Annotated in this window: 10 protein-coding genes and 1 other annotated feature; all 10 genes read right to left on the bottom strand. The window is 46.8% G+C overall.

The window, feature by feature from the left end; translation table 11 throughout:
* Window positions 1-8: 8 nt before the first annotated feature.
* Complete coding sequence (locus tag A4V09_RS05935; protein WP_084043447.1) at window positions 9-1613, bottom strand: bifunctional anthranilate synthase component II/anthranilate phosphoribosyltransferase; 1605 nt, start codon at window positions 1611-1613, stop codon at window positions 9-11.
* Window positions 1610-3076, bottom strand: coding sequence for an anthranilate synthase component I (gene trpE / locus A4V09_RS05930; protein ID WP_065541534.1), 1467 nt, complete (start codon window positions 3074-3076; stop codon window positions 1610-1612). The genes A4V09_RS05935 and trpE overlap by 4 nt, the downstream gene beginning before the upstream one ends.
* A 99-nt stretch (window positions 3077-3175) precedes the next feature.
* Window positions 3176-3445 (bottom strand) — a binding site (T-box leader).
* Between the two features lie 147 nt (window positions 3446-3592).
* The gene (locus A4V09_RS05925; RefSeq protein WP_065541533.1) at window positions 3593-4021 is read right to left on the bottom strand and encodes a coiled-coil domain-containing protein; all 429 of its coding nucleotides are present in this window, start codon (window positions 4019-4021) and stop codon (window positions 3593-3595) included.
* 172 nt (window positions 4022-4193) lie between these two features.
* Entirely contained in the window at window positions 4194-5510 is a 1317-nt protein-coding gene (locus A4V09_RS05920) for a coiled-coil domain-containing protein (protein ID WP_065541532.1), read from the bottom strand.
* Between the two features lie 320 nt (window positions 5511-5830).
* Complete coding sequence (gene tyrS / locus A4V09_RS05915) at window positions 5831-7057, bottom strand: tyrosine--tRNA ligase (protein WP_065541531.1); 1227 nt, start codon at window positions 7055-7057, stop codon at window positions 5831-5833.
* A 473-nt stretch (window positions 7058-7530) separates the two neighbouring features.
* The gene (locus A4V09_RS05910; RefSeq protein ID WP_065541530.1) at window positions 7531-8769 is read right to left on the bottom strand and encodes an NAD(P)/FAD-dependent oxidoreductase; all 1239 of its coding nucleotides are present in this window, start codon (window positions 8767-8769) and stop codon (window positions 7531-7533) included.
* A gap of 1 nt (window position 8770) precedes the next feature.
* Window positions 8771-9217, bottom strand: a complete 447-nt coding sequence (locus A4V09_RS05905; RefSeq protein WP_065541529.1) for a 4Fe-4S dicluster domain-containing protein — start codon at window positions 9215-9217, stop codon at window positions 8771-8773.
* A 17-nt stretch (window positions 9218-9234) separates the two neighbouring features.
* On the bottom strand, window positions 9235-11118 hold the full coding sequence (cooS, locus tag A4V09_RS05900) for an anaerobic carbon-monoxide dehydrogenase catalytic subunit (protein ID WP_065541528.1): 1884 nt from the start codon (window positions 11116-11118) through the stop codon (window positions 9235-9237).
* An 88-nt stretch (window positions 11119-11206) separates the two neighbouring features.
* Window positions 11207-11368: a hypothetical protein gene (locus A4V09_RS24225; RefSeq protein WP_157123458.1), complete on the bottom strand. Its 162-nt coding sequence runs from the start codon at window positions 11366-11368 to the stop codon at window positions 11207-11209.
* A 344-nt stretch (window positions 11369-11712) separates the two neighbouring features.
* The gene (locus tag A4V09_RS05895) at window positions 11713-13113 is read right to left on the bottom strand and encodes an alanine/glycine:cation symporter family protein (RefSeq protein WP_065541527.1); all 1401 of its coding nucleotides are present in this window, start codon (window positions 13111-13113) and stop codon (window positions 11713-11715) included.
* Between the last annotated feature and the right edge of the window lie 210 nt (window positions 13114-13323).

The following is a 13323-nucleotide window of genomic DNA, read 5'->3' as shown; positions in this document are numbered from 1 at the left end:
CTCCTCTCTTACTGTCCTCTTGTGGCCTTTACAAATTCATCAAATTTTGCCTGGGCTTTACCACTCTCTATCAATTCCCGCGCCATGTCAATGCCCTCCTGAAGGGTAATACCATCGATTCCAAGATACAGGCTCATACCTGCATTTAGAAGGACCACATCGCGTTTTGGCCCTGTCTCGCGGCCTGAAAGAATGTCTCTGGTTATCTGCGCATTATCAGCAGGGGAACCGCCCACCAGCTCGGCAAGTTTACACCGTTCCATTCCAAACTGTTCCGGCGAGATCGTGTAGCAGGTGGTCTCTCCAAAACGTATTTCGCAGACCGTGGTTTCTCCGGTGAGGGTGATTTCATCCAGCCCGTCCTCACCGCACACAGCCACACCTCTGGTCACGCCCAGATTACCCAGTACCTTTGCCAAAGGCTCAACCAGGTTTTTGTCGTATACGCCCAGAAGCTGCATGGTAGCTGCTGCCGGATTAGACAGGGGGCCTAAAATATTAAACACGGTGCGGACACCCATCTCTTTTCTCACCGGGGCAGCGTACTTCATGGAAGAATGATAAACAGGGGCAAACATAAAGCACATGCCTGTCTTGTTGAGAATGGTTTCATTTTGCTTTGCGTCCAGAGCCACATTGGCTCCCAGGTTTTCCAACACGTCAGCGGCACCACTCTTGCTGGATACGCTGCGGTTTCCGTGTTTCGCCACCGGTACACCGCCTGCCGCAACCACAAAGGCCGCTGTGGTGGAAATATTAAAGGTTCCTGCCTCGTCTCCGCCTGTTCCCACAATATCTATAACTTCTCTCTCCGGTTTTATTTTGATCCCCTTTTCCCGCATCACCTCAGCAAATGCTGTGATCTCATCTATGCTCTCGCCCTGCATACGCAGTGCTGCTAAAAATGCTCCCATCTGAGCCTGTGTGGCAATGCCGTCCATCATTTCATGCATGACTGCCTTTGCCACTTCATAGCTTAAATCCTTACCGTCCATCAGTGTGTGAATTGCTTCTTTGATCATAATCTTGTCTCCTCTTCCGGCTTTTATATTTAAAAAATTTTCCAATATGCTTTTTCCCTGTGGTGTAAGAATGGATTCCGGATGGAACTGCAGTCCATACACCGGATATTCCCTGTGGCCCACAGCCATAATTTCACCGTTTTCCACGTCTGTTGACAATATCTGCAGACATTCGGGGATGGTGCCATCCTCCGCAATGAGGGAATGGTATCTGGCTGCGTCTATTTCCTCCTCCATCCCCGCAAAGATGGGGCTTTCTGTCTGAATGTGCACCCTGCTTTTTTTGCCGTGCATCAGATGCCTGGCGTGGCTGATTTTTGCGCCGTACACCTCACAGACTGCCTGATGCCCCAGGCAGACACCCAGGATGGGAACTTTCCCCTGCAGTTTTTGAATAACTGCCTCGCACACGCCTGCGTCTTTGGGATATCCCGGACCTGGTGAGAGGATGATGTGGGAAGGATGTAATCCTTCAATCTCCTCCGGTGTCATTTCATCATTTCGGATAACACGGATATCCGGATGGATGGTACCTATCATCTGCACTAAGTTGTATGTAAAACTGTCGTAATTATCAATCAGTAATATCATAACTCATCCACCTCCCCTGCATTTTTAATGGCCTGCATAACCGCAGCCGCTTTGTTTGCTGATTCTTCATACTCCAAATCCGGTACGCTGTCCGCAACAATCCCGCCGCCTGCCTGCACATAGACCTTTCCGTCTTTTTTCACTGCCATGCGGATGGCTATGCAGGTATCCAGATTACCGGCAAAATCCAGGTAACCGATAGCGCCGCCGTAGACGCCCCGCTCTGTACTCTCCAGCTCCTCAATAATTTCACATGCTCTGATCTTCGGTGCACCGGAAAGGGTTCCCGCCGGGAGCACCGCCTCAATGGCATCAAGTGCGTCCTTATCCTGCCGGATGGAGCCTTCCACCTGGGAACAAATGTGCATGATCTTGGAATAACGGTGGATCATCATATATTTTGTCACTTCCACAGAACCAAACCTGCTGATACGGCCCAGGTCGTTTCTTCCCAGATCCACCAGCATATTATGTTCTGACAATTCCTTTTCATCCTGCAGAAGGTCATGTTCCAAAGCTTCATCTTCCTCTGTGTCTTTTCCTCTTGGTCTGGAACCAGCTACCGGGAACGTAGTCAGTCTGCCGTCCTGCAGGCGGACCAGTGTCTCCGGGGAGGTACTCATCAGTTCTTCCTCATCAAAATGGAGGTACACCATATACGGGGACGGGTTGGTTGTGCGCAGAACTCTGTAGGCATTTAAGAGGCTTCCTTTCATAGGGCTGGTAAACTGTCTGGAAATAACTGCCTGGAAAATATCCCCGTCTCTTATATATTCTTTTGTTTTCTCCACAATGCTGCAATATTCTTCTCTGCTTACGTTACAGGTAAAATGGATCTGTTCCGGTTCAGCATCAACAGCAGGTACCGGTGCACTTTTGATCAGTCCGGCAATCCTGGCGATCTCCCCTGTGGCCTCCCCGTAATTCTCCATCACTTTGTCAGTCCGCATATTCACAATGATGCATATTTTCTGTTTCAAATGGTCATAGGCAATAACTTTATCAAAAAGCATCACGTCATAATCCGGGAATGTTCCCTTTTGAATATTGAGTACCGGTTCTGCGTAGCCGATCATGGAATATGCAAAATATCCAACAAACCCGCCTGTAAACGGGGGCATGCCGGAAAGCCTCGGCGATTTATAATCCTTCATGATTTCCCTCAGCACGTTTAAAGGCTTTGCTGTTTCCACAGTCTCTGAATTTCCCTGCTTTTCTATATATACTTTGCCGGCCCTGCAGGTCACCCGCATGACCGGATCATATCCCAGAAAGGAATATCTTCCCCAGGTTTCTCCGCCCTCTATACTCTCCAGAAGATAATATCTTTTGGATAACCCTGTAAGCTTGCGAAGCAGGGTGATCGGTGTTGTAACATCCGCATAGATTTCCCTGCATACCGGTACAATTGAATATTTCTCTGCCAGTTTCAGGATTGTGTTGCAGTCTGGTGTGATTGTCATGTTTTTCCTCCTTTTCCAAAGAGCGGCTGCAATAGGAAGCGCGCTTTGCGAACGTTCTATTGCCGTAAATAAAAAAGCTCCTGCCCCATCAGATTTCTCCAATGGGACAAGAGCTGTATCGTTTCAACTCCTGCGGTACCACCCACATTGCCCATATACGCATTGTAATATGAGCCGCTCTTTCATGTACTATCATACACTGCTCCTTGATAACGGATAAGCTTCCCGTCAGCGTCTACTCTCTTCCCAGAAGGTTTCAAGCTGCCCTCACAAGTCCATTCAGCGAAAACTCTTACTGCCGTATTTCCACCAACAACGGCTCTCTGGGAATAAATATTTTCACTTACTCTTCTTGTTCATCGGTTTAAAGTGTTAATCAATTCAACTTTTTCTCAATTATAATGCTATGAATTTTATTTGTCAATAGGGATTTGAAATTTTTTCTGAAGAGCAGAGACAACGGGCAGCATTTCATAGACAAATGAAATACTGCCCGCTAAGACGTGTGAATTTATATTATGCCAAATGCTTGCTCCCGTCCGCTGCATGGCGGTCCAGGATTTCATGTACTCGTTCAACCTCACCTAAAATAGCGTCGTCCATATTCTTTAGTTCTTTGTATATGAAAGAAATACGGCGGTCTGCGCGTTTCTGAGCCGCTTTGATACTAGTGACATCCTCTTTTAAACCATTGACATCCTGTTTTAATCCACTGACATCTTCTTTTAGACCCTTCACATCTTCTTTTAGACCCTTCACATCTTCTTTTAAACCCTTCACATCTTCTTTTAAACCCTTCACATCTTCTTTTAAACCCTTCACATCTACTTTTAAACCCTTCACATCTTCTTTTAATGTGGCGATTTCCTCTTTCATGGAATCAGTATTATTTTTTATTAAGGTTAATTCTTCAAATATTAGTTCTAATAGTTGATTTTCTCTCATATTTTTTCTGACCTTTCTTGTATTCAAAGTATATCATATTACGCTGATAAAATCCATTTATATTACAAAAAATAGTGCATATTTTTATATGTTATATTTTGTTAATTCTGCTAAAAATATTGCTTTCGCAATTTACAGTATTGCTTTTCAACAAATCATTTCGTAAAAGTCATTACCCGGCTTTCCCTGTGTTGTATTGACTTTCTCTGAGTTTTATCAATTCCTGTTTCTCGGACTGGTGCTGTTTTACTGTACGCAGTAACTGGTTCTCTTTACGCCGTACTGTCCGTTCCGCACATTCCAGTTTTTCTTCCAGCTCACTGGTTCTATGTTTCATAATACGGCAATGTTCATCCAGCTCTTTCAGCTGTTTTTCCATAGCCTCTTTTTCCTTTATCTGCTGTTCCATTCTCTGCTGCCATCTGGCCGGGTTCTCCTCCCGGATCTTATCCAGACATTTTTTCACATACCCGGACAGCAGAACAATATAGAGAGAGTAAACATACTTTTCTATCCCGGAATTTTTCTCGAATCCTCCCAATTCCAGAAGGATCTGCCTTGACCTCTCATCCAAGATTTCCCCACTGAGCACATTTCGGTCTATCCCGCCCAAATGAAAAAGATTTTGAAGATAACAGTCAAATTCTTCATAACCTTCTACTCGAAAACCAAGTGCTGCCTGAAAAGGATTCCGCACAGTCTCTGTCAGCATCCGGCAGAAACTGCTGTCTGCATATCCTGCCCGCCCCCAGACTTCGTATTCCAGAACCTCCTCTTTCTTACAATCCCAGATTGTATTTCTGTCAATCATGCATTCCAAGATCAGATAATAATTCATATTTTTCTTTATCTCCACACAGAATATCTCAGCCAGCAGATAAATAATGCACAACTGACTCATACCCATGGCCGGCTGTTCCGTATAGGGGCTGGCCCACTCCTGTATCCGCTCAAATTCCAGGGTTTCTTCCGTAAAAAGTTCACGCCTGGCACTGCGCCAGCCTTTACGGATCAATCCAATGAACTGCCGGTAGGCATTCTCCGGCCTGTCACCGCATCCCTCCCGTATCTCCTCCAGCATACCAAAAAGTACCTGTGCAAAATAATGCTCCTCATAACCTAAACAGGACAAAAAATAATCACCGTGATAGCCATGGTCCAAAAATTTCTGCTGATAGCTCAGAATTTGGTCCGGTGCCAGCTTTTTAAGCTCTTCCTGGCAAACAGGATTTTGTGAGGCCGCAAAGACAAGAAAATAGGTCACGTCCAGACAGATTTCTTCCCCATCCTCCTCCAGAAGTTTTTCCAGAACACGCGACAGTTCCTTTTCACAACCAACTGTACTTTTAACAGTAGGACTGGCTTCTCCTGCCTGGAGATATCCGTTCTCCTCCCGGATACGATCCGCCAGACTATGCTCCTGATGCATTGCTTTTTTGATTTCATTGCGCACCTTCAGCCCTTCAAAAATCATTCCTTTTTTGTTCATATTTATAACCTCTCTGTTCCGGCAGGCGCTTCACAATCAGAAAAACAATAGGGAGATTCCTTTGAATCTAATTCATTGTAAATGGAAAAAATATGGGAGTTCCATAGAATTTGGAAATGTTTCATTCAGTCTTATTTTAGAATTGTTTTCTGCGCGTTTTCGATTGTACAGCGCTGACCTTTTAGTAAACTCAGATTAACACATCCCATGGCAAAATGCAATGGCATTAACAGAGAAAAATAATTTTGATGATTTTGCACAAAACGTAACGGATGCCGGGACTCCTGACAGAGTTTCCCGGCCTCCTGAAAGATGAATTTTTATTGTTTTATTGTCACTTTCCGGAAATTTTTCTTGCCGCGTTTCAGGACGATCCCTTCACCGTCAAGTTTCTCTCCCGGAACCAGATATTTCACATCCGTGATCTTCTCACCGTCAATGGCAACACCGCCCTGTTCGATGGCTCTTCTTCCCTCAGAACGGCTTCCTGCCAAGCCGCTTTTATGCAGAAGGGTGATCAGATCAATATTTCCCTCCTGCAGGTCAGACTGCTCGATGACCGCTGAAGGCATATCTGCCGCATTTCCGCTGGTAAATAAAGCCCTTGCTGCCTCCTGCGATTTCCTGGCCTCTTCCTCTCCATGTACCAGGCTGGTCAATTCATAAGCTAAAATTTCTTTTGCTGTGTTGAGCTGGCTGCCTTCCCATTTGTCCATTTCATCAATCTGCTCTAAAGGCAGGAAAGTAAGCATACGCAGACATTTCAGCACATCTGCATCGCTGACATTTCTCCAATACTGGTAGAAATCAAAGGGGGATGTCTTGTTTGAATCCAGCCAGACAGCACCTGACTGGGTCTTGCCCATCTTCTTGCCTTCTGAGTTCAAAAGCAGGGTGATAGTCATGGCATAGGCATCCTCTCCGAGCTTGCGGCGGATCAGCTCTGTTCCGCCCAGCATGTTGCTCCACTGGTCATCCCCACCAAACTGCATGTTGCAGCCATAATTTTTGTACAGCATGTAAAAGTCATAGCTCTGCATGATCATGTAGTTGAATTCAAAGAAACTCAGGCCCTTTTCCATACGCTGTTTGTAGCACTCGGCACGCAGCATATTATTTACAGAGAAATGTGCTCCCACCTCTCTTAACATTTCCACATAGTTAAGATTTAAAAGCCAGTCCGCATTATTTACCATAAGGGCTTTTCCCTCTGAGAAATTAATAAAACGGCTCATCTGCTTTTTAAAACAATCACAGTTATGCTGAATGGTATCTACTGTCATCATCTGGCGCATATCACTTCTCCCGGAAGGGTCGCCGATCATGCCTGTACCGCCGCCCAGTAAGGCGATGGGCTTATTGCCAGCCATCTGGAGACGTTTCATCAAACACAGGGCCATAAAATGTCCCACATGCAGACTGTCCGCTGTTGGGTCAAAACCAATGTAAAAAGTTGCCTTTCCGTTGTTTACCAGCTCACGGATTTCTTCTTCGTCCGTCACCTGCGCGATCAGGCCTCTGGCAGTCAGTTCTTCATAAATCTTCATCCTGTTTTCTCCTTTACTTATCTGTAAATTTTAACCGGGCGATAGCTAAACTTCCCACGCCGAAGCGGGTCTGGCAGCGGTTACTTAACGCTTGTACAGTACAAAAAAGCCCCCGCCCTCTTTGCAAAGGACGGGAGCTGTATCTGCTTCCGTGTTACCACCTTTATTCACAGACGATTCACACCGTCTGCCTCAGTAAGTACGGCCTTTTATAAGGCGATACTCATCAGCACGATAACGTGCGCCACTCCGTCACAGCCTACTTAGCCTTCATGCCGCTGTCCGCCGCATATCCACTGTTTGGTGTGAAGCTCAGGGAGGTATTCATCGTCCGCTTCTTTCTGCGCCTCTCATCAACCGGCAGCTTTCTGTCGAAGCCCGCGGGGATTACTTGTTCCCATCACAGCATTTCTGTATATGTCACCAAGTATACCCATAAGAACTTCTATTTGTCAAGTCCTTTTTTATATAAATCATCCAGCCTGGCCCGCAGTACGCCAGATATATTCTCCATTCTCCTTGATCCCGTAAAAATCTCCGAAATTCAAGTCAAAAATATCCTTTTCAATACCCGAAATGGAAATTTCATTTTTTATGAGATACTGCCAGATACCTGCATGGGAAATGTCCCCCTGAAGAAGCACACCCACCACTTTTCCGCCGCGGATGATCACACGTTTATAATTGGCGGCATCCTCCCTGGCGATCACCACGTCTGTCTCCTCCGGCACGATCACACCTACGCAGAGTGATACCAGTCCAAAGAAATTTATGGTGTTTTTCATTGCATATCGGTCTGTATACTCCACTTTTCCGCCCATCATATTGAGAGCAGCCGTCTCCCCCTGCTTCTGGGCATTGGGCCAGATACCGGAAAGTCCTGTCACATCCCCGGCTGCATACACATCTGCCGCGCCTGTCTGCAGGTGATCATTGACCTTCATTCCTCTGTCAACCACAATACCTTCACCTTCCAGACCCGCTGTGGCACTTCTCACACCTGCCGCTACGATCACCATCTGACAAGGCAGAGCTTCTCCATTATCAAGTATAACCTCTGTAATCCGGCCAGCATCATTCATTTTTGTCTGCGCAGCCTTTCTTCCCAGATAAAAGGATGCTCCTGCCGCTTCAAAACGTTTCTGGTATTCCAGGGCTCCCCTTTTATCCAGCTGGATGGGCAGTATCTGTTCTGCCATCTCCACAATGGAAACCTTCTTTCCAGTCTCCATAAGGCCATAAGCCGCATCCAGCCCCACTAGACCGGAACCGATGATAACAATCTGTTCTGCATTTTTCGCCATTTCATCAATGGCAACTGCATCCCGCAGATGACGCAGCCCGAACACATTGTCCGCTTCCCGCAGATTGCCTACAGGCGGAATAAAGCTTTCCGCCCCTGTGGCGATCAGCAGCTTTTCATAGGGAACTTCAGTACCGTCTCTCAGCTTGACCTTCTTAGCTTTAGTATCAAGGCCTGTCACAGTTTTTCCTTTTATCCAGTCAATATGATTGTCCTTAAAAAATTCTCCCGGTACAAAACTAAGCTTTTCAGCCGTCCGCTCGTGGCTCAGATACTTGTGCAGCATACAGCGGGAATGTACCTGTTCATCTGTGGAAATCATGGTGATCTCCGTCTCTTTATCAGCTTTCCGGATGGTCTTGGCCGCAGTGATGCCGGCAGCACCCACACCTAAAATCACATATCCCATGCTACACCTCCTCTACCCAGATCGCCTCTTTTGGACAGGCTTTTACACAACTGGGTTCCTCGCCTTTGTCAATACAGAAATCACATTTAATAACCTTCAAACGAGTCTTATCATCCGGCTTTAGGACACCGTATGGACAGTTCATAACACACATAAAACAAGAACCGCATTTTTCCTCATTGTACAGCACATGGCCTGTCTTCTCATCCTTTGTGAGAGCCCCGCTCATGCAGGACATCACACATTCAGGCTGGTCGCAGTGACGGCAGAAAACAGGTGTATAGCCGCCCTGCGGATTTTTATAGATATAGTTTCTGGTTTCGTTGGAAATATCCGTCACGTCCAGGTCGTAAATTGTCCCCGGTGTTTCCCGGTGCGCCTGCATACAGGCCAGGGAGCAGCTTTTACAGCCATCACATTTGCTGGCATCCACCATAATTCTCTTCATAACCGCATCCCCCTGTATCAGATATTTAAGCCTGCACGTTTTTCCTCGATAATCTTATCCAGAATTTCAGCGCTCTCTTTTGCATCACCATTGATAATAACCTGTCCGCCGGTGAGGGATTTCATATCCTCCGTCAGCACTTTTGTCACCTGCTTACTTCCTGTCACAAACGGCGGCAGTCCCAGATGCAGCGGCAGTCCCAGAGCCAGACCGAAGCACCCGTCAGCTAAAGCCTGCTCTTCAAGCCATTGTGCAGCAGACAATACCAGCGGCAGCTGTGGTATATCCACACCAATTGTTTCCGCAAGCTCTGTTGCAACGATCTCCAGACGTCCGATCGCCAGACAGGGACCAAAATTCAGCACTGGCGGGATATTCAGTTTTTCACAAACTGCCCGCAGCTTGGGTCCTGCATATTTAGCAGCCTCCGGTGTCATCAGTCCGCAGTTCTCAATCCCTCCTGAAGAACATCCTGCAGTCAGCACCAGGATATCCTTGGCGATCAGTTCTTTTGTCATCTCTACAGTCAGCACATCATGTCCTCCTGCAGTCAGGTTAGAACATCCCACAACACCTGCAATACCTTTGATATCCCCTGATACGATCAGGTCCACAAGCGGCTGCCAGTTACCACCCAGAAATTCTTTTAAAGAACCTTCACTTACACCGGTAAGTGTATTATCATTACCATGTTCCGGCAGAAGGTTCATGGGCACATTTCCTCTTCTCTCCTTGTAAGCCGCAACAATTTCATCTATGATCTCTTCGCTCTGTTTTTCTCTGTCTTCAAATACATAGGGTTTCAGCTCTGCATTTGCCTTCTTTGCCACATCATCCAGACAAATCTGTTTAATCTTCAGTTCCTCACAGATAGGCTCAATACCGGGAAGCGTACAGTTAAACTCGGAAAGCACTGCATCAATACCACCGGTAGCCAGAACCGCCTCACTGCTGTAGTTGTTTCCGGCATGACCGTCAAACACTTCTGTATAATGTGCCCCGCGAAGCTGCAGATCCTGTCCCACACAGGTACATCCAACCAATTTAAATCCTTTTGCCCCTGCTGCTTTTGCTTTCTCCACAGCCTCCTTGGACGTGAGTCTTTCCTGCAGATCCACAAAAATGGTATGCTGATGTCCTGTGATCATGATATTTATGTAATCGGGATCAATCACCCTAAGTCCCACAGGCGCCAGACGAAGCTCAGGCTCACCCAACAGCACATCATTCAGAAGGTTAGTCAGTGTCAGTCCGTAAATACCTGTGGAAATTCCCAGCTTCAAACAGTCTGTCAGCATATCCACCGGATCAGAATTCAAGTTTGTAGAACATTTCACAACACCATGGAAAACTTCACCCTTAGCGCCGCCCGGTAAAATATTCAGCTCCTGCCACTTTTTAAACCTGGGTGCATAAGCCATCTTCTCAACCAGCTCCATCTTCTCATATTCCGGTTTATACAGATCATCCAGCACTTTCTGGGCAACCATCTGCGCAGTCTCCCATTTATCCTTCCCTTCCACGCCGAAAATCTCAGCCAGTCTCTTCAGGGATTTCTCCCCTTTAATCTCACCTTTTGCCATAGCTGTCTTCTTCACATTCAGCGCCGTATTCTCCACAATATGAATATAACATCCGGAACCGCTGGCCACAGCCCTCAAAAAGTTACGAGCCACGATCACATCCGCCGTAGCCCCGCAAATCCCTCTGGGTGCCTTAGGTGTGATCCTACACGGCCCATTGGCGCAAAGCCTGCAACAGACTCCCTGCAGTCCAAAACCACACTTTGTACTCTGCCCTTCCACTCTATGATGTGAAGTCTCCATCGGCAATTCCCGAATATACCCCTCCAGCTTCTTATCCGCACTCGCACATGTGTTACAACCAAAACACTGATTCATCTCAAACATCCTCCTAAAATAAATTAATTTCCTAATCATTTACCAAATTATTTTATTAACTGTTAATATTATAACAATCTGGATTAAATTAGTCAAGTATAACATTTAAAAAATTTTCCATTTTTTTCACCCCAATATCACTCCCACAATCCCACATCATCACCATAACCCTTCCCCAATTCCTCCCTCCACTTATCCTTCTGCCTTCGCTTATCCATACGCCTCCTTTTATCCTTCCGCCTCCGCTCACCCTTCCGCATCCGCTCACCCTTCCGCATCCACTCACCCTTCCGCATCCACTGCCAGTTAAAACAGAACGGCGCCGGGCAGGGGCATCCCTCTGTAAATATATTCCGCAGGAGGCCTAGTCTTACTTAGTAAAAAACAGCGCCCCGGGCAAGGAGAAATTTCGGTTACAATCCGAAATTTCAGGGCAGTTGAGCTGTTCAGCCATAAAGGCTGGACAGCGGTTCTGCCCGGTGCCTTGTCCGGGGCGCTGTTTTTTACTTAGTAAGACTTGCCGACGAAGGTATATTTACAGAGGGATGCCCCTGCCCGGCGCCGTTCTGTTTTAACGTCCGTGATCCTCCCTCCTCACCAACACTCCGTATCCTCAATCCCCAATTCCTCAGCCCGAAACACCGGCTCCACCCCTTTCTTCTTCTGCTCCTCATAATCCCTAAGCACCTTAACCGCCGTCCCTCCAAGCACCAGGATCACAACAATATTAAGCACAGCCATTCCCCCCATAGTGATATCCGCCACATTCCAGATCACAGAGAAATCTGCCTGCGCCCCCAAGAACACTGCCAAGAGACAGCTCACCCGGAACACAAACAAAAGCCTCTTATCATCTTTAATAAACTTAATATTAGATTCCGCATAATAATAATTCCCCACCAGACTGGAAAACGCAAAGGTAAAAATAGAAAACGTGATAAAATGGATTCCCCATGTACCCACATTCGCAGAAATCGCCTGCTGCACATACGGAATCCCATCCAGAACCCCGGACTTTCCTTCCACACCGGAAAGCAGCAGCATCATGGCGGTCGCTGAACAGATCAGCAGAGTATCAATAAATACCGAGAGCACCTGCACCAGCCCCTGCTTTGCAGGGTGGCTTACCGCCGCACTGGCAGAAGCATTGGGCGCGCTTCCCATACCTGCCTCATTGGAAAAAAGCCCTCTCTTTATCCCAATCACCACAGCGCTCCCCGCAAATCCTCCGAAAATAGCCTGTCCGTCAAACGCCTCCCTAAAGATCAGGGCGAACACCTCTGGGATCCTGTTTGTATTCATCACCATAGTGGCAAGCCCCATAAGCAGGTATCCCCCTGCCATCACCGGTACGATCACGGAGGTGATAAACCCAATCCTGTGTACCCCGCCGAAAATAACGAAAGCTGTGGCTATTGCAAGCACAGCACCTATGACAGCAGGATAAATACTGTCCGCATACCCTGGAATATAATACTCCAGAGAGGATGACATATTAAATGACTGCAGTCCGTTAAACCCATAGGCAAAACAGACAATCAGCAGTACCGAAAAAATAATCCCGAGATATCTCTTTCCAAGGGCTTTCTCCATATAATAAGAAGGCCCGCCTCTGAAATCCTTCCCGTCTTTCACCTTATATACCTGTGCAAGGGTACTCTCAATAAAGGCGGATGCACTGCCAATCACGGCCATGACCCACATCCAGAACACAGCTCCGGGACCACCGGAAGCAATGGCGGTGGCAATTCCGGCAATATTACCGGTCCCCACCCTGGATGCTGTTGATATCATCAATGCCTGAAAAGAGGACACCTGCTTTTTACCGTCCTTCACCTCCGCCTTCTCAAGCAGCACGCGAAAAGCCTCCCCAAGCAGACGCCCCTGTACAAAGCGGGTTCTAACGGTAAAATATACGCCAGCCCCCACAAGCAGTATCAATAACGGGTAGGTGTACATAAAATCATTCACACGAGTCAAAATATTATTAAACATATTGTTTCGTCCTTTCCAGTTCTTTGCCGGTCCGTCTTTACGGTTTCCTATCGTAACCTTTCAGAACCCTGAACTGTCACAAGTATCCGGTCATTAAAAATTTCATTAAGATTGGCCGGATGCCTGCTGCTGCCATACATTCATACAGCCAGTGCAGTGACTGCGCAGACCTGTCTGAATTGTTACTTAGTATCTTCTTTTTTTGGTTAT

The sequence above is a fragment of the Blautia pseudococcoides genome (genome assembly GCF_001689125.2).
GTDB classification, from domain to species: domain Bacteria; phylum Bacillota; class Clostridia; order Lachnospirales; family Lachnospiraceae; genus Blautia; species Blautia pseudococcoides.
This window is presented reverse-complemented; position numbering and strand designations above follow the sequence as displayed.

Coding starts and splice junctions, on each gene's coding strand:
- A4V09_RS05935 (WP_084043447.1), bottom strand. CDS start 1,613: ATGATATTACTGATTGATAATTACGACAGTTTTACATACAACTTAGTG.
- trpE (WP_065541534.1), bottom strand. CDS start 3,076: ATGACAATCACACCAGACTGCAACACAATCCTGAAACTGGCAGAGAAA.
- A4V09_RS05925 (WP_065541533.1), bottom strand. CDS start 4,021: ATGAGAGAAAATCAACTATTAGAACTAATATTTGAAGAATTAACCTTA.
- A4V09_RS05920 (WP_065541532.1), bottom strand. CDS start 5,510: ATGAACAAAAAAGGAATGATTTTTGAAGGGCTGAAGGTGCGCAATGAA.
- tyrS (WP_065541531.1), bottom strand. CDS start 7,057: ATGAAGATTTATGAAGAACTGACTGCCAGAGGCCTGATCGCGCAGGTG.
- A4V09_RS05910 (WP_065541530.1), bottom strand. CDS start 8,769: ATGGGATATGTGATTTTAGGTGTGGGTGCTGCCGGCATCACTGCGGCC.
- A4V09_RS05905 (WP_065541529.1), bottom strand. CDS start 9,217: ATGAAGAGAATTATGGTGGATGCCAGCAAATGTGATGGCTGTAAAAGC.
- cooS (WP_065541528.1), bottom strand. CDS start 11,118: ATGAATCAGTGTTTTGGTTGTAACACATGTGCGAGTGCGGATAAGAAG.
- A4V09_RS05895 (WP_065541527.1), bottom strand. CDS start 13,113: ATGTTTAATAATATTTTGACTCGTGTGAATGATTTTATGTACACCTAC.